This is a genomic window from Paraburkholderia hayleyella (genome assembly GCF_009455685.1).
Lineage (GTDB): Bacteria > Pseudomonadota > Gammaproteobacteria > Burkholderiales > Burkholderiaceae > Paraburkholderia > Paraburkholderia hayleyella.
Genome location: NZ_QPES01000001.1, coordinates 923,392 through 948,114 on the forward strand (window position 1 = coordinate 923,392; position 24,723 = coordinate 948,114).

The 24,723-nt window shown below is 59.4% G+C and carries 26 protein-coding genes and 1 riboswitch; of the genes, 19 read left to right on the forward strand and 7 right to left on the reverse strand.

Features of this window, described 5'->3' with window-relative positions; all coding sequences use genetic code 11:
- Positions 1 to 177: 177 nt before the first annotated feature.
- Positions 178 to 280, forward strand: a riboswitch (ZMP/ZTP riboswitch).
- Positions 281 to 504: 224 nt separating this feature from the next.
- From glyA to GH657_RS04275, 7 genes are all read left to right on the forward strand, one after another.
- Entirely contained in the window at positions 505 to 1,752 is a 1,248-nt protein-coding gene (gene glyA, locus GH657_RS04245; RefSeq protein WP_153099570.1) for a serine hydroxymethyltransferase, read from the forward strand.
- A gap of 9 nt (positions 1,753 to 1,761) precedes the next feature.
- Entirely contained in the window at positions 1,762 to 2,250 is a 489-nt protein-coding gene (gene nrdR / locus GH657_RS04250; RefSeq protein WP_153099571.1) for a transcriptional regulator NrdR, read from the forward strand.
- A 252-nt stretch (positions 2,251 to 2,502) separates the two neighbouring features.
- The gene (locus GH657_RS04255; protein WP_174769869.1) at positions 2,503 to 3,060 is read left to right on the forward strand and encodes a pilus assembly FimT family protein; all 558 of its coding nucleotides are present in this window, start codon (positions 2,503 to 2,505) and stop codon (positions 3,058 to 3,060) included.
- Positions 3,057 to 3,473, forward strand: coding sequence for a type IV pilus modification PilV family protein (locus GH657_RS04260; RefSeq protein WP_153099573.1), 417 nt, complete (start codon positions 3,057 to 3,059; stop codon positions 3,471 to 3,473). Before GH657_RS04255 ends, GH657_RS04260 begins: the two co-directional genes overlap by 4 nt.
- Positions 3,474 to 3,526: 53 nt before the next feature.
- The gene (locus GH657_RS04265) at positions 3,527 to 4,360 is read left to right on the forward strand and encodes a PilW family protein (protein ID WP_343031261.1); all 834 of its coding nucleotides are present in this window, start codon (positions 3,527 to 3,529) and stop codon (positions 4,358 to 4,360) included.
- Positions 4,357 to 4,884 carry a pilus assembly PilX family protein gene (locus tag GH657_RS04270; RefSeq protein WP_246173996.1) on the forward strand — a complete coding sequence of 176 codons (528 nt, stop codon included), beginning with the start codon at positions 4,357 to 4,359 and terminating at the stop codon, positions 4,882 to 4,884. Before GH657_RS04265 ends, GH657_RS04270 begins: the two co-directional genes overlap by 4 nt.
- Positions 4,885 to 4,892: 8 nt before the next feature.
- Positions 4,893 to 5,333, forward strand: coding sequence for a type IV pilin protein (locus GH657_RS04275; RefSeq protein WP_246173997.1), 441 nt, complete (start codon positions 4,893 to 4,895; stop codon positions 5,331 to 5,333).
- A gap of 6 nt (positions 5,334 to 5,339) precedes the next feature.
- On the opposite strand, the gene GH657_RS04280 is transcribed toward GH657_RS04275, so the two are convergent.
- From GH657_RS04280 to GH657_RS04290, 3 genes are all read right to left on the reverse strand, one after another.
- Positions 5,340 to 5,777 carry a DUF3318 domain-containing protein gene (locus GH657_RS04280; protein WP_153099574.1) on the reverse strand — a complete coding sequence of 146 codons (438 nt, stop codon included), beginning with the start codon at positions 5,775 to 5,777 and terminating at the stop codon, positions 5,340 to 5,342.
- Between the two features lie 88 nt (positions 5,778 to 5,865).
- Positions 5,866 to 6,255, reverse strand: coding sequence for a phage holin family protein (locus GH657_RS04285; protein WP_153099575.1), 390 nt, complete (start codon positions 6,253 to 6,255; stop codon positions 5,866 to 5,868).
- 160 nt (positions 6,256 to 6,415) lie between these two features.
- Entirely contained in the window at positions 6,416 to 6,718 is a 303-nt protein-coding gene (locus GH657_RS04290; protein WP_153099576.1) for an ElaB/YgaM/YqjD family protein, read from the reverse strand.
- A 396-nt stretch (positions 6,719 to 7,114) separates the two neighbouring features.
- Between GH657_RS04290 and GH657_RS04295 the strand changes: the two genes are divergently transcribed.
- On the forward strand, positions 7,115 to 7,756 hold the full coding sequence (locus GH657_RS04295; RefSeq protein ID WP_153099577.1) for a peroxiredoxin: 642 nt from the start codon (positions 7,115 to 7,117) through the stop codon (positions 7,754 to 7,756).
- A 154-nt stretch (positions 7,757 to 7,910) separates the two neighbouring features.
- Here the strand turns inward: GH657_RS04295 and GH657_RS04300 are convergent, their stop codons facing one another.
- Positions 7,911 to 9,098, reverse strand: a complete 1,188-nt coding sequence (locus GH657_RS04300; RefSeq protein ID WP_153101631.1) for an acyl-CoA dehydrogenase — start codon at positions 9,096 to 9,098, stop codon at positions 7,911 to 7,913.
- 182 nt (positions 9,099 to 9,280) lie between these two features.
- On the opposite strand from GH657_RS04300, the gene GH657_RS04305 reads away from it, so the two are divergent.
- Positions 9,281 to 10,096 carry an IclR family transcriptional regulator gene (locus tag GH657_RS04305; RefSeq protein ID WP_153099578.1) on the forward strand — a complete coding sequence of 272 codons (816 nt, stop codon included), beginning with the start codon at positions 9,281 to 9,283 and terminating at the stop codon, positions 10,094 to 10,096.
- Positions 10,097 to 10,103: 7 nt separating this feature from the next.
- Here the strand turns inward: GH657_RS04305 and GH657_RS04310 are convergent, their stop codons facing one another.
- Positions 10,104 to 10,985 carry an EAL domain-containing protein gene (locus GH657_RS04310; RefSeq protein ID WP_153099579.1) on the reverse strand — a complete coding sequence of 294 codons (882 nt, stop codon included), beginning with the start codon at positions 10,983 to 10,985 and terminating at the stop codon, positions 10,104 to 10,106.
- Positions 10,986 to 11,380: 395 nt separating this feature from the next.
- Between GH657_RS04310 and hmgA the strand changes: the two genes are divergently transcribed.
- Complete coding sequence (gene hmgA / locus GH657_RS04315; RefSeq protein ID WP_343031280.1) at positions 11,381 to 12,700, forward strand: homogentisate 1,2-dioxygenase; 1,320 nt, start codon at positions 11,381 to 11,383, stop codon at positions 12,698 to 12,700.
- Positions 12,697 to 13,998 carry a fumarylacetoacetase gene (fahA, locus tag GH657_RS04320; protein ID WP_174769870.1) on the forward strand — a complete coding sequence of 434 codons (1,302 nt, stop codon included), beginning with the start codon at positions 12,697 to 12,699 and terminating at the stop codon, positions 13,996 to 13,998. The genes hmgA and fahA overlap by 4 nt, the downstream gene beginning before the upstream one ends.
- A gap of 78 nt (positions 13,999 to 14,076) precedes the next feature.
- Here fahA and GH657_RS04325 read toward each other — a convergent pair whose 3' ends face one another.
- Together GH657_RS04325 and GH657_RS04330 are read right to left on the reverse strand one after the other, a co-directional pair.
- Positions 14,077 to 15,225, reverse strand: a complete 1,149-nt coding sequence (locus GH657_RS04325) for a hypothetical protein (protein ID WP_153099582.1) — start codon at positions 15,223 to 15,225, stop codon at positions 14,077 to 14,079.
- A 294-nt stretch (positions 15,226 to 15,519) separates the two neighbouring features.
- On the reverse strand, positions 15,520 to 16,356 hold the full coding sequence (locus GH657_RS04330; RefSeq protein ID WP_153099583.1) for a LysR family transcriptional regulator: 837 nt from the start codon (positions 16,354 to 16,356) through the stop codon (positions 15,520 to 15,522).
- 212 nt (positions 16,357 to 16,568) lie between these two features.
- Between GH657_RS04330 and GH657_RS04335 the strand changes: the two genes are divergently transcribed.
- The 8 genes from GH657_RS04335 to GH657_RS04370 all read left to right on the forward strand — a co-directional run bounded on the left by GH657_RS04335 (position 16,569) and on the right by GH657_RS04370 (position 24,633).
- Positions 16,569 to 17,696 (forward strand): quaternary amine ABC transporter ATP-binding protein, encoded by a 1,128-nt coding sequence (locus tag GH657_RS04335; RefSeq protein WP_220094830.1) that lies wholly within the window; start codon positions 16,569 to 16,571, stop codon positions 17,694 to 17,696.
- Positions 17,693 to 19,012 (forward strand): ABC transporter permease, encoded by a 1,320-nt coding sequence (locus GH657_RS04340; RefSeq protein ID WP_153099584.1) that lies wholly within the window; start codon positions 17,693 to 17,695, stop codon positions 19,010 to 19,012. Before GH657_RS04335 ends, GH657_RS04340 begins: the two co-directional genes overlap by 4 nt.
- Positions 19,013 to 19,024: 12 nt before the next feature.
- On the forward strand, positions 19,025 to 20,056 hold the full coding sequence (locus GH657_RS04345) for an ABC transporter substrate-binding protein (protein WP_153099585.1): 1,032 nt from the start codon (positions 19,025 to 19,027) through the stop codon (positions 20,054 to 20,056).
- A 298-nt stretch (positions 20,057 to 20,354) separates the two neighbouring features.
- On the forward strand, positions 20,355 to 21,401 hold the full coding sequence (locus GH657_RS04350; RefSeq protein ID WP_220094831.1) for an LLM class flavin-dependent oxidoreductase: 1,047 nt from the start codon (positions 20,355 to 20,357) through the stop codon (positions 21,399 to 21,401).
- Between the two features lie 49 nt (positions 21,402 to 21,450).
- Positions 21,451 to 21,675: a 2-hydroxymuconate tautomerase gene (locus GH657_RS04355; protein WP_281349358.1), complete on the forward strand. Its 225-nt coding sequence runs from the start codon at positions 21,451 to 21,453 to the stop codon at positions 21,673 to 21,675.
- A 109-nt stretch (positions 21,676 to 21,784) separates the two neighbouring features.
- Positions 21,785 to 22,582, forward strand: coding sequence for an alpha/beta fold hydrolase (locus GH657_RS04360; protein ID WP_153099587.1), 798 nt, complete (start codon positions 21,785 to 21,787; stop codon positions 22,580 to 22,582).
- Positions 22,579 to 23,076, forward strand: coding sequence for a flavin reductase family protein (locus tag GH657_RS04365; RefSeq protein ID WP_153099588.1), 498 nt, complete (start codon positions 22,579 to 22,581; stop codon positions 23,074 to 23,076). Before GH657_RS04360 ends, GH657_RS04365 begins: the two co-directional genes overlap by 4 nt.
- Positions 23,077 to 23,175: 99 nt before the next feature.
- Positions 23,176 to 24,633, forward strand: a complete 1,458-nt coding sequence (locus GH657_RS04370; RefSeq protein WP_153099589.1) for an NAD-dependent succinate-semialdehyde dehydrogenase — start codon at positions 23,176 to 23,178, stop codon at positions 24,631 to 24,633.
- Positions 24,634 to 24,723: the final 90 nt, after the last annotated feature.

The following is a 24,723-nucleotide window of genomic DNA, read 5'->3' on the forward strand; positions in this document are numbered from 1 at the left end:
TTGCAATGCGGCGGTGCAGCAAGAGGCGTGACGGTGCCTTGAGGCGGCGCTTCAAGGCGCTCGCCGAGTGATGCGAAGGCCGGGTAGGAGTGTCCGCTGTACAGGGAGCTTGCCGTTTTTTGGGGCGTGTTTTGGCTCGGTTGCCTATTCGTAACGCTTCCAATAAACTAGCGCGCTCAACCCTTGTGTAACTGGCGATAAAGCCCTTTTGGGGGCCAAGGTGGAGCAACCCACCGTGAAGCGCAAGGGGTCGTTTTTGCCGTTCGCCTGGGCAGCCGGAATCATTGCGCCAATGCGCACTGCGGGTGGCTGCCTGTTGGGTGAGCGGTGTCCTGTCTGAATCTGCCACCTCAGGGTTAGCCCCAGCCTTAGCCCGTCTTAGCCCGCTTTGGGCCAGGCTGGGCCAAGCCTGGGCCAAGCTATTGCATGCCGCTCGTGGGCGGCTTGTGTGTGCAAGATCGCGCATGTGATCCCGGTAACCTGAACCTCCAAAACGGAACCGCTATGTTTGACAGAGCCCAGAGCACCATCGCCAATATCGACCCTGACCTGTGGCAGGCGATTGAGCAGGAAAACCGCCGCCAGGAAGATCACATCGAGCTGATTGCATCGGAAAACTACACGAGCCCGGCCGTCATGGCGGCGCAAGGCTCGCAACTCACGAACAAATACGCTGAAGGCTATCCGGGCAAGCGTTATTACGGCGGTTGCGAGTACGTCGATATCGTCGAGCAGCTTGCCATCGACCGTGTCAAGCAGATCTTCGGTGCCGGGGCCGCTAATGTGCAGCCCAATTCGGGCTCGCAGGCCAATCAGGGTGTCTTTTTTGCCATGCTCAAACCCGGTGACACGATCATGGGTATGAGCCTCGCGCATGGTGGCCATCTGACACACGGCTCGCCAGTCAATATGTCGGGCAAATGGTTCAACGTGGTGAGCTATGGCCTGAACGAAGCCGAAGATATCGATTACGACGCGGCCGGGAAGCTCGCGCAAGAGCACAAGCCGAAGCTGATCGTGGCGGGTGCTTCGGCGTTTTCGCTGCGGATCGATTTTGAGCGTCTGGCAAAAATTGCCCGTGAAGCTGGCGCTTATTTCATGGTGGATATGGCGCATTACGCCGGTCTGATTGCGGCGGGGGTTTATCCGAACCCCGTGCCTCACGCCGATTTCGTCACCACGACAACCCACAAGAGCCTGCGCGGCCCGCGTGGCGGTGTGATCCTGATGAAGCCCGAGTTCGAAAAAGCCATTAATTCGGCTATTTTCCCAGGCATTCAGGGCGGCCCGCTGATGCACGTGATTGCGGGCAAGGCCGTCGCGTTCAAAGAAGCGCTGGCGCCAGAATTCAAGGTGTATCAGCAGCAAGTGCTCGATAACGCTCGTGTGCTGGCTGAAACCCTGGTGCAACGTGGTTTGCGCATTGTCTCGGGCCGTACCGAAAGCCACGTGATGCTGGTGGACCTGCGAGCCAAGAACATCACGGGCAAGGCGGCGGAAGCTGCGCTGGGCGCCGCGCACATCACGGTGAATAAAAATGCTATTCCGAACGATCCGGAAAAGCCGTTTGTCACAAGCGGCGTGCGTTTGGGCTCGCCGGCCATGACTACGCGCGGTTTTGGCGTGCAGGAAGCACAACAGGTTGGACATCTGCTTGCTGACGTGCTCGATGCGCCGGAAGACGTAGCCGTGCTCGAGCGAGTGCGTGCCCAGGTGAGCGAGCTGACACGCCGCTTTCCTGTTTACCGCTAAGCCGCTGCGATGCATTGTCCTTTTTGCCGGCATGACGATACGCAAGTCGTCGATTCCCGCGTATCCGAAGACGGTGCGGCGATTCGCCGCCGCCGCCGGTGTCCGGCCTGCGACAAGCGTTTTACGACGTATGAGCGGGTTGAGCTGGCGCTGCCGTCGGTCGTCAAGAAGGACGGCAGCCGCACTGAGTTCGACCGCAGAAAGATTGTCGCCAGCATGCAACTGGCGCTGCGCAAGCGTCCAGTTGCCGCTGATGCGATTGATGCCGCCGTGGCGCGCATCGAATATCAACTGCTGGGCAGTGGTGAGCGGGAAGTGCACAGCGAGCGTCTTGGCGAGCTCGTGATGAACGAATTGCGTGCGCTCGATACCATTGCTTATGTCCGTTTTGCTTCCGTGTACCGGCGTTTCGAAGACGTCTCTGAGTTTGAGGACGTGATCGAAGAGTTCCGCATGGCCAATCCTGCCGCCCAAGGCCGCCCTCCCGCCAAGCGCTGATTGTCCGGTTATCAGCCGCCGTTGCTGCTGTTGTAGCATTTCCCCGTCCTTCCTCTTCATCCGCCAGTACCGCGTTTTCCCTGCTCTTCCTGCTGTATTCAGCACAGCCCGCTTCCTGCATTACGTGGACATTTTTACGTGAACGCGCAGGCATGCGCCAGCTAGCCATCTGGCTATGTCGTCTGGCTAATTGTTCTGCGGCATCGCAGCCTTTACATTCGACTGCATTCTGGAATGTGATCAGGGATGCAGATGAAAGACAATGCTTTCACAGGGCCGCTGTGGCGCGGCTTCACGCTTGTCGAAACACTGGTGGTGCTCGCGCTCACGATGCTGGTCATCATGATGGCGGCGCCGTCGTTCGTGGTTTGGCAGGTACGCGATCAGGTGGATGCCGAGGCGCGCAAGTTCATTGCGGCCCTCGCGTTTGCACGCGCTGAAGCGGTGCATCGCGGCCTGCCGGTTACGCTGTGCCGCACGGATTCGGCCCAGCATTGTCTGGCTGTTGGACAGGTATGCGGCGGCGCGCACGACTGGTCGTGTGGCTGGGCGGTGGTGGTTAGGCTTGCTGGATTGACGCATGTGCTGCGGGCGCAGTCGGGAGAGTCTCGCGTGCGAGTTTCCGGCATGCTGGCTGATCTTACGTTCACGCCGCCCGCAGGCCAGCTCATCGGCCGTTTTCGCAGCTTTGATTTTGCCCCGCGTTTCGGCATCGAGGCAACGCGAGGCGAGCGTTTCCGCCGCTGTATCCGGATCGCGGCGGGTGGTCGCGCCAGGATTGCCGAGGGTCGATGTGGGGCCGAGCAATGAAACGGAGCCGTATCGCGCATTGCGCGGGTGCCTCGCTGATCGAAGTGATGCTCGCTCTCGCTTTGATGGCGGTGAATGCGATGGGCCTGATTGCCATGCAGTTATGGACCTCCCGTGAGACCGTTGCGCTACTACAGCGCGAGCAAGCCGTTTTTCTCGCTGATGCGATCGCGGAGGCCGCGAACGAAGGGCAAGCTGGGAGCGGTGCCGCGCGTGTTACCCAATGGCAGGCGCGCGTCGCGCAACTTTTGCCAAAAGGCCTGACTGAAATCACGCGTGGGGGCGGTGCTAGCCTGGTCCAGGTGCGCTGGGCGCGAGCGTCTGGCCTGTCTGCCAGTGCCACGCCAGAATCCTGTGGAGAATCTGCTGGCACAGCCGATCGGGCATGCGCTGTCATGGTGTTTGTGCCATGACGTGCTGTTTCAGCATGGGTCGGGTTGGCGTTTGCGCAGATGCGCCCATTTGCATGGGCTCTCGCGGGCGCGGGCATACCTTGTCTGAGTTGCTGATTGCACTTGCGCTAGGCCTGATCGTGACGGCGGGTGCTGTGTCGCTGTATCAGTCGCAACGGCAGGCCTTCTGGCAGAGCAGTGACTTCTTGCAGATGCAGGACGCGGGCATGAGCGCGCTCACGCTGATTGCTCAACAGATACAGATAGCCGGATTTACGCCTGCAGCGGCAACTCAGGTTCAGCGTTCCTTTGCGGTGTTCGGTTGCAGTGGCGCACGTCCCGTGGGTAGCGCTGGCAGCGTCATCTGCGAACCTCTGCCGGGCGCTTCCGATGGCATTGTGCTGCGCTATTTCGACGATGGCATGGCCACCTGGCCAACGGCTGCGGGGTTGCCGACCGATTGTCTCGGGCAAGGCGTTGGCCAGGCCGGATCAAGCGGCGCGGAAATCATCAATCGTTATTACGCGAGGACGAGTAGCTCGACCGGACAGCCCGAACTGTATTGCGAGGGTAATGGCCGGCCAGGTTTGGCTCAGCCGCTGGTGGAGGGCGTGGAGCGTTTGCACTTGCGCTACTGGCCGGCAGGGGCGGCTCGCGCGCTTGAGGCTAGCGCCTTTGCGCCCGGGCAGTGGCAGCAGATTACGGCAGTCGATTTGTGCGTGCTGGTTCGCGGCGCCCCCCGGCAGCAAGGCACAACCTATATAGATTGTGACGGGGCGAGGGTCACGAGTGCGGATACCCGCATGCGCCGGGCGTTCTGGCGCCATGTGGCAGTGCGTAACGGACATGATGGGCGTGATGCACATGATGCACGTGATGCACGTGATGCGCTCAAGGAGACACGATGAGAGGGCTTTGGCGGCGCTCATTTGCCGCTGGTTCACGCCGCGCACGAATGACTGGCGTTGCGCTGCCGGTCGTTCTGATGCTGGTTTCGATGATGCTGGCGACAACGGCGGCCTGGTTCGAAATCTCGCTCGCGGCGGCCCGCAGTGCATCGAACATGCGCGGTGTATTGCAGGCGTTTCATGCGGCGGATGCTGCGTTGAAATTGTGTGCCCGTCCGATCATCGCGGGAACATTGGGCGTGTCGTCAGACACGCTGCCCCAACCTGCTGGCCCTGTCACGCAAGCCGTATTCGAGCAGGCGTCTATCGCGCCACTGCCGGCCTGGCCTGGATCAATCCGTCCGCCACGTTGTCTGGTCCAGTTGCTGCCCGTGCCGGCTCGTCCCGACGCGGCCGCATGGCGGCTGACAGCGCAAGGTTTTGGCGCTGCCGCGGAGTCACAAGTCTGGTTGCAGCTTGAACTGGTGATCGAGCATGATCGGGTCGAACCGCATTGGCGGCGTCTTGCCACACAGCCTTTTTAGGAGGATGCATGGAAAGACACATGGGCCAGCGCATGGCCGCATTCACGCTGCTTGAACTGATGATCGTGCTGGCTATCGGAGCGATACTCGCCGCGTTTGCCGTGCCATCGTACCAGGGCCAGGTGAGGCGGGCCCACCGGATGGATGCAGTTGCTGCGCTTTACCGGGCCGCGCAGTTCATCGAAGCGCGCCCTCACTATCGTGGCGAGGCATTGCCTGTGGGTTTTGACCAGGCGCCCTCATTGGGGACGATGGTTTACCGCGTGAAGGTCTTGCCTGGCGATAACGCTGCGCAAGCCTATGTTCTTGAGGCACAACCGGTGGAGTCGGGGCCCATGCATGGGGACGCTTGCGGGGTGTTCGTGCTTGACGCCAGCGGGCTGCGCACTAATCGCTTTGAAGAGGGCGGGATGGGACCCTCCGTACAGACATGCTGGCATTCCCGTTAAGCGGTGTTAGTGCTGGACAGGCTTGTCGCTGTCACGTCGGACTTGTTGCCAGACGCGGTATGCCTCCCACGCCGCGAGGCCGAGGCCGCCCCATTTGAGCAAGGGTTTTGCACTGGCGAGCAGCGTGGTGCGCAGGGGTTTGGCGAGCAGCAGCGAAGCTATTGAACTCAACAGTGGATATTGTTTGAGTACGGCGCCTAAACCCGCGCTGGAATGTTTTGTTGCATTCCCGCGTACCCCGGCAAAACCGGGTACCAAAAATTTGATCCAGCTGAAATGCGTCATGGTTTGGCGCAGCTCTGTGGTGGCCTGGCCGAGTTCCTCGCGCTCAATGCTTGCGCGCACGATCAGCAGTTGCTTGCGTACCGCGCGCAGGTGCGGCGTGCTCAGGTCTTGGGCAACCGGCCGCCGCTCTGGAACGGTATCAGATGGAGTTGGGCTCATAGAAATGGGCAGTTGGGCAAAAGGTGGGGCATAAGCCTGGTGGGCAATAAGCCAGCCTGACGCTATCGGGCTATCGGGCGCTATTGAGCTATTGCTTGCGGAAGATCTCGCGGTCTTTTTCGAATTCGTTCAGCGTGGCGGAGAAAACATTAGGTGAATGGCGCAAGGCATGGTGTGCGCGCAAGCCGCACGCAAGGGCTGCGAGCGCATAAACACCCGTGATTGTGCCTAATGCGGCCAAGCGCCAAGGGGTATCCCAAAAGACAATGGCAATTAACGCGGTGAGCGCGATCAATGCCATCAGGGCTAGCATCATCGCGGCGAGTCCAAGAAACAGCACGCTCAACAAGCGGCTTTTTTCTTCTGCTAGTTCAATGCCGACCAGTTCAAGCCGGGTTTGCAAAATTGCGAAGACAGAGCCGAAGATGCGGCGCAAAGGACCATGGTCCGCGCGCTGCGATGAGGTGTCGATCGTCATGGCTGATAGGCATTCCATGCGTGGGGAGATACGCGAGAAAATCCGGCTGGCCGGAAAGGGGGGCGCTGACCGGTCTGCGGTCTGTTTTTTGTTGTGTCCTGGCGGCCAGCCAGACGTGTCCGGCTTGCCGTGTCTTTGCCAGGGGCCAAGCGCGAGACGCTTACTTGCGATTGACCAGCAGGCCAATCAGTGCGCCTATGCCTGCTGCGATACCGATGGAGGCCCATGGATGCTCGTGGACGTAGTCGTCGGTGGCGCGTGCGGCTTTCTTGCCTTTTTCAACGACGACGACTTGTACGTCGGCGGCTTTTTCGCGGGCTTGCTTGATGCGCGCGAGTGTTGTTTCACGCAGCTCCGACGCCCGTTCGCCTGTGGCGCTAGCGGCTTGTTTCAACAGGTCCTCAGCATCGGCGAGAACAGTTTTGATATCCGACATGAATTGCTCCTTATTGATTTCTGACATTGACAGTTTCCTTCGCGTCGCGTCGAACGTGAATCGTAACCAAAGAAGCGGCCTCTGGCGAGCGCATTCACGCATGTTTTGTTCCAGGGAGGCCGGAATAGGGCTGCGCAATGACCTGTACGGCATAGCTGAAAGGCGCCCAGCCCGTTTAAACGAATTTCATGATGGAGTTTTACACGGCGGCAAAGTTTCCGCGGCGCAGGAGAAATTGACAACGAAATGGGCGACATAACCGTCACGATGACAAAAACTTATAACAACCGCTTATAACGGTCTGACGCAATGTTTGTTCATTGTGCAGTGCTACTGTCGTATGCTGCCCGTCTTGCACACTGTATTGCATGTCTCGCAGGCACTTGCGGCCTGGCCCGTTTGATCCTCACAAGGAGTTGCATCATGAGTCTACGTCTTGGCGATACCGCCCCGGATTTCGAGCAGGATTCCAGCATCGGCCCGATCCGTTTTCATGACTGGTTGGGCCAAAGCTGGGGGGTGCTATTTTCCCATCCAGCTGATTTCACACCGGTTTGCACGACTGAGCTTGGCCTGACGGCAAAGCTTGCCGATGAGTTCGCTAAACGCAATGTCAAAACCATCGCGTTGTCGGTGGATAGCGCCGAATCCCATCAAGGCTGGATCAAGGATATCAACGAAACCCAGGCGGCTAACGTGGGTTTTCCGATTCTGGCCGACGGCAACCGCAAGGTGGCCGAGCTCTACGACATGATTCATCCGAATGCGAGCACGACAGTGACAGTGCGTTCGCTGTTTGTGATTGACCCGGCAAAGAAAGTGCGGCTCATCATCACGTATCCGGCGAGTACGGGCCGTAACTTTGACGAAGTGTTGCGAGTGATTGATTCGCTGCAACTCACCGATAACCACCAGGTGGCAACGCCAGGTAACTGGAAGCCGGGCGATGATGTCGTGATCGTGCCGTCGCTGAAGGACGAAGAGGTGATCCGGCAGAAATTCCCGAAAGGCTATACCACGTTGCGTCCTTATTTGCGGATGACGCCGCAGCCAGATCGAAAATAACCCGGCACGGCTTCCAGCAGATTCATGTTATTCGCTGTGCGGGGGCGCTGTTTCAAACGGTGCCCCCGCGCAGCTTTCAACCCGATCGCCTTTAACCTGATTCAACCCCGCTGTTTCAACCTGCCTGAGCCCTTAGCCCCATTTCGGCAAACGCTCAGAAAAACGCCTGTATTCCCGTTTGCGCCCGGCCAAGAATCAGTGCGTGGATATCGTGCGTGCCCTCGTAGGTATTCACCACTTCGAGATTGACCAGATGGCGGGCCACGCCAAATTCGTCCGAGATGCCATTGCCGCCCAGCATGTCGCGCGCCAGCCGGGCGATGTCAAGTGCCTTGCCGCACGAATTGCGCTTCATCATCGACGTGATCTCGACCGCAGCGCTGCCTTCTTCCTTCATGCGTCCGAGGCGCAGCACGCCTTGCAGCGCGAGCGTCAATTCGGTTTGCATGTCAGCGAGCTTTTTCTGAATCAACTGGTTGGCGGCCAGCGGCCGGCCAAATTGCCGGCGCTCCAGGGTATAGCTGCGCGCGGTATGCCAGCAGGCTTCGGCTGCGCCCAGTGCACCCCAGGCGATGCCATACCGTGCCGAATCCAGACAGGTAAAGGGGCCACGTAGCCCTCGGACACCAGGCAAAAGCTGGGTCTCGGGAACGAATACCTGGTCCAGCACGATTTCACCGGTGATGGATGCGCGTAGGCCGACCTTGCCGTGAATGGCGGGCGCAGACAGGCCTTTCCAGCCTTTTTCGAGGATAAAGCCGCGAATCACATCCTCGCCGTTTTCGGCAAGCTTGGCCCAGACGACGAAGACATCTGCGATGGGCGCATTGGTGATCCACATTTTCGCGCCCGACAATGTATAGCCGCCATCCACGGGCGTGGCCCGGGTCACCATGCTGCCAGGATCGGAGCCATGATCGGGCTCGGTCAGGCCAAAACAGCCGATCCATTCGCCGCTGGCGAGCTTCGGCAGATAGCGGGTTTTTTGTTCCGCGGTGCCGAACTTGAAGATCGGCACCATGACGAGCGACGACTGTACCGACATCATCGAGCGATAGCCGGAATCGACCCGTTCCACTTCGCGCGCAATCAGGCCATAGCTGACGTAGTTGAGGCCCGGGCCACCGAATTCTTCGGGAATGGTCGGACCCAGCAGGCCGATGGCGCCCATTTCACGGAAAATTTCAACGTCGGTGGTTTCGTTCCGGAACGCCCGCAACACGCGCGGCTCAAGCTTGTCCTGAGCATATGCGGCGGCGGCATCGCGCACCATCCGCTCTTCTTCGGTGAGCTGTTGCTCCAGCAACAACGGGTCTTCCCAGTGAAATTGCACGGCGGCCATCATCTGTCTCCTTGTCCTGTTCCTTGTCTGGCAAGTGGTGGAACGTTCATCACGGATGCATCACAGCACGCGATGAACGGCTTATCCAAAGGTCGAAATATTAAAAACGCGCCGAATAAACTTGACGGATAGTTCCGCTAGGCGAAACAATGTTTTGCAAATTTTTTTGAGTGTAGCACTCGATGAATTCTTCCTCTATCGCTCCCTTCTCGGCTTTCCTGCCACCTGATCTATCTGACGCTGCTGCTGTTGACGAACGCCGCTTCGTCACCGCGCTCGCACGCGGGCTTGAGCTGTTGCGTGCGTTTCGCCCGGGCGAGACTTTTCTTGGCAATCGTGATTTTGTCGCGCGCACGGGCTTGCCCAAGGCGACGGTCAATCGCCTGGCTTATACGCTGACCACGCTGGGCTATTTGCGTTTTGATGAATCACTGGGCAAATACGCTCTGGATGCGGGTGTGCTGGCGCTGGGTTTTGCGCTGCTCTCTGGTTCCAGCACGTTAGAGCTCGCCCAGCCTCATTTGCATACGTTGGCCCGTGAGGTAGGCGCGGCGGTATCGCTGGGTTGCCGCGATGGGCTCGACATGATCTATCTGGACACCGTGCGCAGCGAAACCGCATTGACCCTTGGGCTGGCGCCGGGCTCGAAGTTACCGATGCTGACGAGTTCGATGGGGCGGGCTTATCTGGCGGTCCAGCCAGCAGCCATTCGTGCCGAGTTGCTGGCACAACTGGCGGACGTGGCACCGAACCCGGCTTGGCTGGCCGGTGCGCAGCACGAGATCGACGCCTTCGCTCAAGCGGGCTGTTGTTATTCGTTTCGCGCCTGGCATGGCGATGTCAATGCCGTGGCGGTCCCGTTCCGGGAGCCGCGTGATGGGCGCTGGCTGGTGCTGAGTTGCAGCGGGCCCGCGTCGTCGATGGATGAAAACGTATTCCGTGAGCGCGTCGCCCCGCGTCTGAAGGCGCTCGCGCGTCGTCTGGGGGCGACCGGCTGACAAGGGCCTATGAGGCTGTAACGGCAGCAGAAGCGGGCGGCGCGAAGAGCGGCCCTTGCACGAATTGCACATCGTGCTGGCGCAGCAGCTCGAACTGGGCTTCGTCGCTCACCTGGGTGAAGATCAATGGAATATGCAAGCGCTTGGCGTAACTCGTCAGTGGCTTGATCATGGCATCGCGCAATGCGCTAGCCGTATCCATCTTGATGAAGTCGAGCCGTACCGTATCGGATACCGACAGGATCTGTCCGGCATTCGACAGGTTCCCCGCGACCCGGAAGCCATAACGTTGATAACTCTTCGTCAGGTAGCCGAGAAAGGTGCGATGGGCCACGGCGGCACCGGGTAGTTCAATCACGATGCGGGCCGGATTCAGGCCAAATGACAACAGCACGGTCGAGAAATGTTTGCCGTGGTCATACTTGACGCTCTTGAGCAGACGCTCGTGAACCCGCAAAAACAGCAAACCCCGGCGTTGCGCGCCAAAAAAATTAATCGCATGCATGGCGCGCGACATGCGGTCCAGTGTGACGAGCGTCTGTTCGTCGTCAACGCGTTCAAACAGCTCACGAGGTGATTCCTGGGCTGAATCACGTGGCTCGTCCGGATTCGGTTGCGCGCGATCCAGCTGTTGCACGAATGCCTGAAACCCTAATTCGTCGCCGAAACGCTCCGCGTTATGAGGCGCTGCGCTCAGCGATTGCGCGTGCGCATTCACGCTGATGTCGAAGATGGGCTCGTAGACGCTGCCAAGCGTGCTGTCCGCAAAATGAGCGATGACGCGCGCGGGGCAGACGCCGTTGAGGTTGTCATCCAGCGTCAGGTGAGCGTGCAGGAACGGATGACGGGCGGCACGGGCGAGGAGATCGGGGATGGTCTGCGCAATCATGGGGCGGGAGCGGTATGGCTGCGGAGCTTAAGCCGTAGCGAAGCAGACAATCGGGGCTTAATGGTAACAGCCATGCTCAATATTGAGATAGCGCGGATGTTGAGAACGATATCGGCGGCACCGTGGTTTGTTGAAAGCAGTGGGGCCAAAGCAGGGTCAAAGCAGGGCCAACCGGGCCAAAGTCAGGCTGAAATTCCTCTATTCATAATTAATTTCGTTATGGTAAATTTGCCACTGTTTATCGGCTCGCCTCTGTTTTTGCCTTTTCGTTGCTGGCTGCTCGTTGCTGGCTGTGTTGTGGCGCGCGGTAGCGTGCCTCTGGGGCACCTTTTCAAGGCGTGCCTGAACCTCTACGAAGGATTTTTATGCAACCCGCCACGAAGCCTGCTTACCCGATGCGAGCAGAGATTGAGCCCGGCTATCAGTCTGGTTTTGCCAACGAGTTCGCCAGCGAGGCCTTGCCTGGCGCCTTGCCGCAGGGCCGTAACTCGCCGCAACGCGCGGCGTATGGCCTGTATGCCGAGCAAATATCCGGCACCGCATTCACCGCCCCGCGCGCGAACAACCGGAGGAGCTGGCTATACCGGCTGCGGCCTGCTGCGGTTCATCGACCGTTTGTGCCGCTGGCGCCTCATCCATCCAGCCGGATCGTGGCGAACTTTCACGATGTGCCCGCCACCCCGCCTAATCCTTTGCGCTGGGATCCGTTACCCGTGCCCACGCAACCGACCGATTTCATCGAGGGCTGGAAGACGATGGCGGGCAATGGCGCGGCCGAGGCGATGAACGGCTGCGCCATTCATTTGTATGTGGCGAACCGCTCGATGACGAAGCGTTTTTTTTATAACGCTGACGCCGAGTTGTTGATCGTGCCGCAGCAGGGCCGTTTGCAGATTGCGACCGAGATGGGGCGGCTGGACCTCGAGCCCGGTGAGATTGCGGTGTTGCCACGTGGCGTTCGTTTTGCGGTGGCACTGCCCGATGGGCTCGCGCGCGGTTACCTGTGCGAAAACTTCGGTGCGTTGCTGCGCTTGCCGGATTTGGGACCGATTGGCTCGAACGGCCTGGCGAATCCGCGCGATTTTCTGACGCCGCATGCGGCCTATGAAGACCGCGAAGGCGAATTCGAACTGGTGGCCAAGCTCAACGGTTTGCTCTGGCGCGCTCCGTTGGGTCATTCGCCGCTCGACGTCGTGGCGTGGCACGGCAACTACGCGCCCTACAAATACGATTTGCGCCGTTTCAACACATTGGGCTCGATCAGTTTCGACCATCCTGATCCGTCGATTTTCCTCGTGCTGCAGTCGCTCAGCGATACCCCTGGCGTCGATACGCTCGACTTCGTGATCTTTCCGCCGCGCTGGCTGGCGGCGGAAGATACGTTTCGCCCCCCCTGGTTTCATCGCAATGTGGCCAGCGAATTCATGGGTCTGGTGCATGGCGTGTACGACGCCAAGGCGACCGGTTTCATGCCGGGTGGCGCGAGCCTGCATAACTGCATGGTCGGCCATGGGCCCGATGCCGAAACCTTCGAGCGCGCCTCGCAGAACGACACGACGACGCCGCATAAGGTCAGCGACACCCTTGCCTTCATGTTCGAAACGCGTGCGCTGCTGCGGCCAACACGCTTCGCGCTCGAAGATGCGCCGCTACAGGCTGATTATTTCGAATGCTGGCAAGGTCTCAGCAAACATTTCAACGCGGAGCAACGATGAGCAGGGTGAATGATCTTCAGATGACGTGGGACGCGTCGCGCAAAAGCTGGATCGAGAGCGCTAATCAACCAGACTGTGATTTTTCGCTGCAGAACCTGCCCTTTGGCGTGTTCAGCGATGCCCGCGATTCGGCGCGGCGGGTTGGCGTGGCGTTGGGCGAGGTCATCGTCGACCTGGCTGCGTTGCAGGCCGCGGGGCTGTTGAACTTGCCGCAGGCGGCCAGCGGTGAAGTGTTCAGCCAGGGCTCGCTCAATGCGTTTATCGCACTGGGGCGCGATGCCTGGCGCAGCGTGCGGGTTCAATTGAGCGTGCTCTTCGCGCACGATACGCCAGCGTTGCGTGACGCCCCTGTGTTGCATGAGCGGGTGCTGGTGCGTCAGGATCAGGCCACGCTGCATCTGCCCGTGGAGATTCCTGGCTACACCGATTTTTATTCCTCGAAAGAACACGCGACCAATGTGGGCTCGATGTTCCGCGACCCCGCGAATGCGCTGTTGCCGAACTGGTCTGAGATGCCGATTGGTTATAACGGACGGGCTTCATCGGTGGTGGTGAGCGGCACGCCAGTGCGCCGCCCGCAAGGGCAGCTCAAGCTGCCCGATCAGGCGCGGCCCGTGTTTGGCCCGTGCCGCAAGCTGGATTTCGAACTGGAAACCGGATTCATCATTGGCCGGGGCAATGCCCTGGGCGAGCCGGTGAGCTGTGCGACGGCCGAAGACCATATCTTCGGCATGGTGCTGTTAAACGACTGGAGCGCCCGCGATATCCAGCAATGGGAATACGTGCCACTGGGGCCGTTTAACGCGAAGACCTTCGCCACGACGATTTCGCCATGGGTCGTCACGCTGGATGCGCTGGAGCCGTTCCGCGTGGCGCAACCGCCCCAGACGCCCGAGCCGCTTGCTTACCTCAGGCACGACGCGGGGCCGCATGCATTCAATATCGTGCTCGAATTGCAGATGCAGGTAGCGGGCGCCGCGTACGCCGAGGTGATTGCCCGCACGAATTTCCGCCATCTGTACTGGACCATGGCGCAGCAACTCGCGCATCACACGGTGTCGGGCTGCAACACGCGGGTGGGTGACCTGATGGGCTCGGGGACGATCAGCGGGCCGACCGCCGATTCGTTCGGCAGCCTGCTTGAGCTGACCTGGAATGGCAAGACGCCGCTGGCGCTGGCGGGCGGCACGCGCAGCTTCATTGAGGATGGCGACACGATTACGCTCGCGGGCTGGTGCCAGGGGGCGGGCTACCGAGTGGGTTTCGGCTTGTGTGCAGGACGCGTGATGCCCGCGTGAAGGGTGTGAACCGGCCTGATATCTGAAATGATGCAAAAAGATGGCCCGGCAACTGCGGGCCATTTTCCTGTCGTGCCGTTATTCCTGACGCTGGAGCGCCTCCGATGTGAAGGCCCGTCCGATGAAGTTTTCCAGCCTGAGCTGGCCCTCTTCGTTTGAGACTGCATGAACCCGGCGATATAACTTGTCGAGAAATATTTTGCCAAAGGTTTTGTTCATCGCTTTCCCGAAGGCCTTGTCAGAGGTCGTTTTTGACTTGACGCCGACTCCGATGGCTCCGGTTGCCGCGTTGAATAACCCGATGAGGTGGCGTACGAGCAGCGCATCGCTGGGGAGGGCGGTGGCCGCCCAGGTGTCCAGCTGTTCCATCGGCGGAAACGCTGTCATGAGTTTTCGGAGCGCGTCGTCATGCAGATCAGGCGTAAACAGAATGGTCTCGAATGGCAGAAAGGGTACGGTCTTGATCCAGTTACTGAGAATCACCCGGTCCAACTGTGTTTTATTTTCGTGATCACGCACTTCATTACCTGTTCCGGGCCGCATCAGTGCCACTATCGCTGGACCATTGCCATGGTGAACCGCTGTTTCTAGCAGGGACCTCGGCTGTGTCTCGAGCGGGCAATCAATACGTTGATTTTCATTGGTGGCTTCCCGTTTTTTTCGTTTTTTTTCTGTTTTATCTTCAAGCATTAACTCATTAGTCGGCTCGGCTAGGCCCGGTTCTCCGGTTATATCGTAGTTCGACGCTTCGTATTGAAGCTCGGCGTGTTCTCCGAATGAGCCTATATGGCGGTCCAGACTGAGCGTGAGCAACAGCTTTAGCATGTTTTCATGCGTTACATGTTTTAGGCGCGCTTGAAGCTCTTCTATCAGGGCTAGTGGAATTTTTCCCGAATTTTGTATGTAGTCGCCGCAGAAATCATTGGAAAAAATATCCTTGACCGGCCGGTGTGGAAATTTCACGAGTAACGAAATCAACGAATCGTTTTGTGCGGTGCGATAGCTTGGGTCGGGAAAGATAGTGAGCAGCAGTGAAGCGATGATGAGCAAATTGTGCTCAGGCGATTTCTTGAGGCTGATAAAGAAATTCGGGGAGGGCGTCCTTGGACTGGACACACTGGGTGACAGGGAGCACGTTCTCAGCCCGCTGTAAAAGGTGTTTTTACGGGCTTCGTCATTTGATGTCTTGTAAGGGTTGAAGGTATTGGCGGCTCCGATACGGGTCATGGCTTATGCCTTTTAAAAAAGTAACGAGTTGATGGAAGGAGTTGACGTGCACGACATGGCGTGCAGCGATCAATTGATGAAAATTTCCCCAACGATGTTGTTACCCCAGGCTTTTAGCGCCATTTTTATATGTCTTGGTGCCTTCATTTTTTCTTGTGTCCCGCAGTCTAACGTGAAACCACCCTAAAAAAATAAAGAACCCTTCGAAAATGAATGCCCATGTCAGCTAATTGATGCGCATTGCACTATTTGATAGGGTTAAACAGGGGTTATTAGCTGACTATGTCATATTATTTAATCAGCGAATAACGTTTCAATCGCATCGTTACGCCAGCCCGTGCCCGTGAGCTGGCGGTCGGTCACCATGAATACATCCCGTTCGAATACGGGTGCATTGGGCACAGGAAAAAGCCGTTCGCGGTATTCCGGCAAATCCAGCCAGCGCTGCGGCAAATAAGCCGAGCCCCCGACATTTAATAAATAGCTCAACGCGATGCTGGCATCGCTGAACGACACCAGCGGCGTATCGTCCACCGGATACGCACGGAAATGCTGCTCGCGGTAGCCTGCACCCCAGTCGATAAACACATAACGCGGGTCCCAGCGCACCAGCTCGCGTGGCGAGGTCGAGACCAGCACCAGCGAATCGGCAAACAGCTTGCGGGTGGACCAGTCGGTTTTGATCGTGGGCTCATGCAGCACCGCAACGTCGATCTCGCCTGCATCGAGTTTGTCGAGGACCGTCTTGGCATCCGCGACGACAGCATTGAACGCGACCGTCGTCACCGTGTTCTGGAATGCCGCCATGCGCTCTAGCAGGTAGTCGCACCAGAGCGAGGGCGGCGCGCCCACGGTCAGGATGCCGATAAAACCTTGTGGCAGCGCAATTTCCTGACGCGCCTTGCTCCAGCTACGCACCACCGATTGCGCGTAAGGCAGAAAGGCGCGGCCCGCCTGGGTGAGCTCCACGACATTGTTCAGACGGCGGAAGAGCTTTTGCCCGAGGCTGGTTTCCAGCGTCTGGATCCGGGCGCTGACAGTGGGCTGGCTGATAAAGAGCAATTGCGATGCGCGGCTGAAACTGCCGACTTCAGCAATTTTCAGAAACGTTTCCAGAACAGCAATGTGCATCGCGCTTCCTATATTGACCTGTATTAGAAATTTCGATGATACCCATCAAGATTATTGTCTTTTTTGGAGGGTAGTAGGGGCCTATGATGCCTAAAAATGAGATAAAGGTTCAGACTTAAGACTTTTCTCAGGCGAGACAGGCACACCCCAGGCACACCCGTTAGCGATGTGGCGCAGTTTTCCGCTAACCGACTTTTTCGAAAGGCAAGCCCGTGACACAAACAAGGGTTGGACCCGATGGCGAAGGTTCTCTGTCAGCCGGAGCGCAAGCCCCGGCGATTATCGATTGCCGGGGTATCTGGAAAATTTTCGGCGCCGAGCATCTCGCCCCTGACGTGAGGCAGCGCATCCTCGCGGGCGAACTGGACGCGGCGCAAGTACGCAGCGAGCACGGCTGCGTGATGAGCGTGCAGGACGTCAGTTTTTCGGTGTATCCCGGCGAGATTTTCTGCGTGATGGGTTTGTCGGGCAGTGGCAAGTCCACGCTGATTCGCCATATCAACCGCCTGATCGAGCCGACGGCGGGCGATGTCATGATCGATGGCGAATCGATTTGCCGCTATAACGCGCGTGCGTTGCGGGCATTGCGTTCGACCCGGGTGGGAATGGTGTTCCAGAACATGGCGCTGCTGCCGCACCGTAGTGTGGAGAGCAATGTCGGGTTGGCACTCGAATTGCGCGGCGTCAATGCCGCCGCGCGGGCACAAACCGTGGCGCATGTGCTGGACGTGGTGGGCCTCGGCGGCTGGGCAGGCTGTCAGGTGCGCGAGCTTTCCGGGGGCATGCAGCAGCGCGTCGGGCTCGCGCGTGCTCTCGCCGCCGACCCTGGCATCCTCCTCATGGATGAGCCGTTTAGTGCACTCGATCCGCTGATCCGGCGGCAGTTGCAAAACGAATTCAAGAGCCTCTCGCGCGACATGGGTAAAACCACGGTGTTCATCACCCATGATCTCGATGAAGCAATCCGCCTCGGGGACCGTATCGCCATCATGAAAGATGGCCGCTTCGTTCAGGTTGGCACGCCGGCTGAAATCGTGATGCAACCTGCGGATGGTTTCGTCGCCGAGTTCGTGCAGGGTATTTCACGCATGAATGTGGTGCAGGCCGCGCAGATCATGCTGCCGCTCGCGGCTTATCTGGGTGAGATGGAGCTGCAGGGCCCGCGCGCGGCGGATCTGGCGCATCTGCCACGAGCGCAAACCGATAGCCCGCTGCACGCGTTGATTGATCTGGCCGTCGGGCAGCAACAGCCGATTGCGATTTATCACGATGGTGCGATCGCGGGGGTGGTGACGCCTCGCGTTCTTTTGCAAACCGTTCGGCAAGGACATCAGGCATGAGCGACAAACTCGCAACGCTGCGCGGCCGTCCGCTTGAGCCCGCCCGCACAGCCACGACGACAACCACGGCAATGGCAACGGCAACGATGCCCTCCACGGCTTCGATGTTGTCACGGCACACGCTGCTGGCATGGGCCTTGCCGCCGCTTTACTGCGCCCGCCACGGTGCCCGCTGGCTCTACTGGGTGGCGCTTGCGCTCGAGTTCACCGCGCTCCTGCAACTGTTCGGTACTCATCCGTTATGGGGTGGGCTGGCTGCGCTGGCGTCGCGCGGTTTGGTTCTGGCCGCTGGCGCACGACGTATTCCGGGGGGGGCCAGCCAGAGGCCGGCCACGGGCTACGCCGCGCTGGCCGTGCTGGTGTATCTCGTGATGCTGGCGCTTCCCTGGCTGGCCTTGGGTATGCCTGTGTTGCATGCGCAGATGCTGAGCTTTCCGGCCTTGCCTGGCGCCCTCGATGTTGTGGCCAACGGCATTGATCATGCCGTTGAATGGATGACCACGCAGTTTTCCAGCCAGTTCATGGGCTTGACGCAAGCGATGAACGCGTGGCTGCTGCTGCTCGAAGCCATGCTGGCAGCCGTACCCTGGCCGCTGGCGCTGGCTTTGCTGGGCTTCGCCGCATGGCGCAAGGGCGGCCTCGGAGCGGGTGTGTTCACGCTGCTGGCGCTGGGTTATCTCGGGCTCTTCGGCTTCTGGGACAAAGCGGTGACCACGGCGGCACTGGTGCTGGCGGCCTTCATCGTGTGCCTTGTGTTGGGGATCCCGCTGGGTATCGCGGCGGCTAAAAACCGCATCGTGAAGGCCTGCATCATGCCCTGTCTCGATGTGATGCAAACCATGCCGAGCTTTGTTTACCTGCTGCCTGCCGTGGCGTTCTTCTCGATTGGCAAACCGCCAGCCCTGGTGGCGACGGTGATTTTCTCCATGCCGCCGCTGATTCGCCTGACGTGCCTCGGTCTCGATCAGGTGCCGCTGGTCGTCAAGGAAGCGTTGTACGCCCATGGCGCGACGCCTTGGCAGACCCTGCTCAAAGCGGAATTGCCGCTGGCTGCGCCATCGATCAGCGCAGGCGTGAACCAGTCGATCATGATGAGCTTGTCGATGGTCGTGATCGCGTCGCTGATTGGCGGCGGCGGGCTGGGCTACGACGTGATGTTCGCGTTGCAAAACGTGCAGTACGGACGCGGCATTCTCGCCGGGTTGGCGATTGTGTTTTGCGCGATTATTTTTGACCGCCTGATGCGGCGTCAAAGCCCCGCGGCAGAAACGCGCTTCAAGAAAAGCGTGAATGCAAGCGGCCCTGTTGGTCCCTAGGAGGAGAGACACATGTCTGGAAAATTTGCACGTCGATTTGTAGCGCGCTGCACACTGGCCGCGGTGACTGCCGCAGTGACGGTCATCACGCCGGCGTTCGCCAAAACCCCGGTGGTCCTCGGGCAACTGACGTGGGACGAACCTCGCGCGGTGGATGCCGTGCTCAAAGTCGTGCTCGAAAAATATCTCGATGCCCAGGTGAGTTTGATTGCGGCGGATCAATCCGCGATCTTCGCAGCGATGGACAAGGGCGATGGCGCTGTCGATGTTCATCCGGCGATCTGGTCCGCTGCGCAAACCGCCAATTTGCGCAAGTACGTGGATGAGCGCAAGACGGTGGCGCTGAACAAGGCACCGTACTTTGCCACCGATGGGTTTTACGTACCGCGTTATATGGCCGACAAGTACAAGATCCGTTCGGTGACGGACCTGAAAAAACCGGAGATTGCGAAGCTGTTCGATGTCAATGGCGATGGCCGGGGCGATTTCTGGCCGGGTGCGCCAGGCTGGGGCGTGACGGATATCTATCGGGTCAAGGCGAAAAGCTACGGACTGACGCAATACTACGACGCGTATATCGTGCCGGACGCGCTCTTCAAGGCGCAATTGAAAAAACGTTATGCCGCGCACCAGGGCATGCTGTTTTATTACTGGAAACCGGAAGCGTTATTTCAGCAATACGATCTGGTGAAACTCGAAGAGCCGAAATTCGATGGCTATGCGATGGATTCCTGGAAAGGCAAGCCGGAATACAAGGCGGATGGTTGCTACAACTATATTGAGCCGCAAAAGAGTGCGGACTGGCTCGAAAAAAGCCGTATTACCTGCGAGACACCGCCCCAGCCGATTTATATCGGTTACACCCGCACGCTTGAAAAGCGAGCGCCGCAGATTGCCGCCTTTTTATCCCGGGTAGCGATCAGGACCGATGACGTTAACGCATGGATTTACGACATGACGGTCAATGGCAAAACCCCGGATGCGATGGCCGAGGACTGGGTGGCCAGGCATCCTGACCGGGTCAAGGCATGGGTTGGCAATTGATTTGAAATAAGCCCAGGCGAGCAGAAAAGCCAGGCAGGCGGGTACGGGCAGAAGTGGCTGCGGTAAATGAATGACGCGATGCTTTTCTGTCCCGGTTATTTTCAGCAGTGGCTTGTTTATGTAAATGAGCCAGGCTAATTCGAAAATGAACCCGGTTGATTTTAAAGACTGAGTGATCCGCTGTTTTTTTCAGATGTAATCAAACTCAAACGCTGCCAGAGCGAAAGCGGACGGCACAGGCGTCAGGTACCGGCACGCGTGTGCGGCGGCACTCACGGCACTTATTTATAGGCAGGCAATGATGGACTTCAATTATTTTTTAACGAGTTATTTGCCCAGCAAGGAATACGGTGGCAAACGGCTTTATGACGAAATGATCGAACAGGCGGTATTAGCCGAGCGTCTGGGTTTTCGCGCGGTTTCCATTCCGGAACACCATCTGGTGAATATCCTGATCGTGCCTTCGCCGCTGCAACTGGCGGTGAAAATTGCCGCGCTTACCCAGCGATTGGAAATCATGACTTCCATTGTCGTGCTGCCTGTGCGTGACATGCGCGTGTTTGCGGGCGAGGCGGTTCAAGCCGACATGCTGTGCGATGGCCGCCTGGTGGTCGGCGTAGGGCGCGGTGCCTTCGCTTATGAACTGGAGCGCCTGGGCGTGCCGATGAACGAGACGCGTGAGCGCTTCGACGAATCGCTCGCGGTGCTGCAAGCGCTGCTCACCGAAGAAGAAGTGTCATGGGATGGCACGTATTACAAGTTTGATCCGCTGACCGTGATGCCTCGACCAATGCGGCCGCTGCCGCTGATGGTGGCGGCGATGGCGCCTGAAGGCATTTATCACTGCGCGAAACAGGGCTTCAACATTCAGACCACACCGCTGCAAGCCTCACACGACGTCTTGCTGCAACAGGTTGAGGCCTTTCATCGCGGCAAGGCCGAGGCGGGCGCACGCGGCGAGCATTTGCGCCTGTCGCTGCAGCGCCCTGTTTATCTGGCCACCGATGAAGCCGATGCGCGCGCCAAGCTCGCGCTCACCTACGAGTACTACAAGCGCTTCGATAACGTGTTTTCCGGGCCCGGCGTGGTGAACCACGGCTTGATCGAACCGCTGCCGCGCAAGCAAACACTCGAAGAAATGGCCAGCAACATCCTGATCTGCCCACCCGATGAAATGATTGACCGTCTTGGCCAGTACGCTGAGGCCGGAATCGACGAAGTCATTTTCAGCGCAGGGTTTGGCCAGTCGCATGAAGAAACGGCCGACATGATGCAGCGTTTCGCACGTGATGTGATGCCGCATTTCACGGGCCAGCGTGTGCCTGCTGTAGCGTCGGCAGCTTAAACCAGCCTGCTTTGTTTCCCCCCGTTTTTTTGGTTCATCCGCTTACCCGTTGCAGTTTTTTATCAGGAGTTTTGTCATGCCAATCATCAAAGTCGAAATGTTTGCCGGGCGCACGCTCGAACAAAAACGCGAGCTGGGCCGCTCGCTGACCGATGCTTTCATCGAGGCCGCAGGCGGCAAACGCGAAAGCGTGCATGTGATTTTCACTGAAGTCGCCAAGGAGGACTGGAGCGTGGCAGGCGAGCTATGCAGCGACCGCGAAGCCCGCGCTTAAGCGCGGCGGCAATGGCCGTGGCAAATGTCGATGCAGCAGGCCTGGCCGAAAGCGGCGCGGGTTTCGATTTCAACGTGTGAGGCGGCGCGACGAGCGTTTTGATCTTGTGATGAAACAGGCAGTGGAATGTGTCTATAGCGATCAGGGCGAGGGTGAAGCGCTGATCATGGTGCATGGTATTGGCGCCCGGCGCAGCTTGTGGGATGAGGCTGCAAGGCAACTCAAGACGCGCTATCGCTGCATCAGTTACGACTTGCGTGGACATGGCGAATCGGCGGCAACGGACGCGGTATTCACGCTCGATGATCTGGTGGACGATCTCGAAGCGCTGCGCGTGCGGCTTGGCATCGAGCGCGCGCATCTCGTTGGTCATTCGCTGGGCGGCATGATTGGACCGGCGTATGCCCGACGTTATCCCCAGCATGTGCGTTCGCTGGCGCTGTTGAGTACCGCGGCGTTTCGTACCGCGGACGATGCCGCGAAGGTCCAGGGGCTGGTGGCGGCGATGCGCAAGACGGGTGTTGCCGCCTCGCTGGAGGTGCTCGTGGCGCGCTGGTTTACGGACGCTTTTGCCGTGCAGCAGCCAGACATCGTGCAACGGCGCAGGCAGCAGGTGCTCGATACCGACGCGGGGGTTTTTCTCAATGTGTTCGATATTTACGCCACGACCGAAATGGCGGAGTGGTTGCCCGAGGTGACAGCCCCCACACTCGTGCTGACGGGCGAGTTTGATGGCGGCTGCCCGCCCCGGCTTAACCAGCGGATTGCGGCAGCGATGCCCCATGCCCAGCTTGTCGTGCTCGACACCCTCAAACATGCCCTGCTGATCGAAGCCCCTCTGCAGGTCGCGCAGTACCTGGGCCAGTTTCTCGATGCGGTATCCAACGTGAATGAGGCAACATCATGATTCTCGATTCCCGCCAGGAAGCCTTCAGACAGGCCATGCGCCGGCTTGCGGCCACGGTGACGGTGGTGGCGACCGGCAGCGCGCCGCAGCGCAGTGGCTTGACTGCTACCGCAGTGTGTTCGCTGACGGTCGATCCGCCGCAAGTGCTGGCCTGTCTGAATGCCGCGTCATCGACATGCGCCGCGATTCGTGAGGCGGGTACGTTTTCTATCAACTTGCTGCCGAGTCATCGTCAGGGTTTGGCCGAATGTTTTGCTGGGGTGGGCCATCTTCACGGCGAGCAGCGTTTTGCCAGCGGTGACTGGATGGACGAAACACCGGGCTGCCCGATTCTGCATGACGCGGTGGCGGCGATGGCGTGCGATTTGCGCAGCGCCTGGCAAATCGATACGCACTTCGTCATGATTGGCGCGGTGCAGAAACTCTGGCTCGCCAGCGAAGCTTTGCCACTGGTGTATCGCAATGGTCAGTTCGGTACCTGGTCACCGGTGTAGGCTGCGTCTGGCGGGAGCGCGTCGGGCTCCCTTTTTCGCTATCTGTTATCCGTTATCCGCGCGGTTAGCCCGCGCGTTTTACCCGAGAGCACGTGAACCATGACCATTCAATCCAGTTACCCAGATTCGCAGCTTTTCATCGACGGCCAATGGCGGGGAGGCGCAGCGGGCCGCACGATCGAGGTACTCAATCCCTTCGACGAGACCCGCATCGGCCACGTAGCCCATGCCGAGCTAGCCGATCTCGATCTGGCGCTGGCGGCGGCGGATCGCGGCTTTGCGCTGTGGCGGCGGGAGAGCGCGCAGCAACGGGCTGCGCTCATGCGTCGCGCCGCTGACCTGGTGCGCCACCGCGCCACCGAGGCGGCACACCTGATGACACTAGAGCAGGGCAAGCCGTTGGCCCAGGCGCGCGGCGAAGTGCTTGCGGCGGCGGACATCATCGACTGGTTCGCTGAAGAAGCGCGCCGCGCTTATGGCCGGATTGTTCCGGCACGCGCTGAAACCGTGCGGCAACTGGTCGTGAAAGAACCCGTGGGCCCGGTTGCCGCGTTCACGCCATGGAATTTCCCCGTGAATCAGGCCGTGCGGAAAATTTCGGCGGCCCTGGCTTCCGGTTGCTCGATCATACTCAAAGGTCCCGAAGAGACGCCTGCCTCGTGCGCGATGCTGGTTCAGGCGTTTCATGACGCAGGGTTGCCGGCGGGCGTGGTGAATCTCGTGTTCGGCACACCCGCGATGATCTCGACGCATCTGATTGCGCATCCTGTGATCCGCAAGGTGTCGTTTACCGGCTCGATTGCGGTGGGCAAGCAGCTCGCCGCACTCGCGGGACAACATATGAAACGCGTGACGATGGAGCTGGGCGGCCACGCGCCGGTGATTGTCTGCGCCGATGCCGATATTGGCCGTGCCGCCCAGCTTTTGTGCGCGGCGAAGTTCCGCAATGCCGGACAGATTTGCATCGCGCCGACTCGTTTCCTGATTCACCGCTCGGTGTACGACGCTTTTGCCAGTGCGTTTGTGCAGGAGGCTCAGCGCCTGATCGTGGGCAATGGCCTGGCCGCCGATACCGACGTCGGGCCGCTCGCCAATGCACGGCGCGTGGCGGACATCGAGACGCTGGTCGCGGAAGCCCGCGAGCAGGGCGCCGTGTTACTCGCAGGCGGCACGCGCGTCGGCGCCAAGGGCTATGCCTACGCCCCGACGGTGTTGGGCGACGTGCCCATTGCCGCGCGCATCATGAATGACGAGCCGTTTGGCCCGGTAGCGCTACTGAACCGTTTTGATGAACTGGGCGATGCGATTGCCGAAGCCAATCGTTTGCCGTTTGGTCTTGCCGCCTACGCCTATGCGCGTTCGGCGAGCCAGATTGCCGCGATTGCGCGCGAGGTGGAGTGCGGCATGCTCTCGGTGAATCACCATGGCTTGTCCTTGCCCGAGCTGCCGTTTGGCGGCATCAGGGAATCGGGCTTTGGCTCGGAAGGCGGCGCCGAGGCGCTTGAAAGTTATCTCACGACAAAGCTGGTATCGGAGTACAGCGAACCGGCTCTTTGAGCGGCGCGCTGAGTAGGGAGATGGCACGCGCGAGTGACACGGTTCGTCGTGACGCTCGCGCTATCGGACCAGAGTCAGGAGACCAGGACT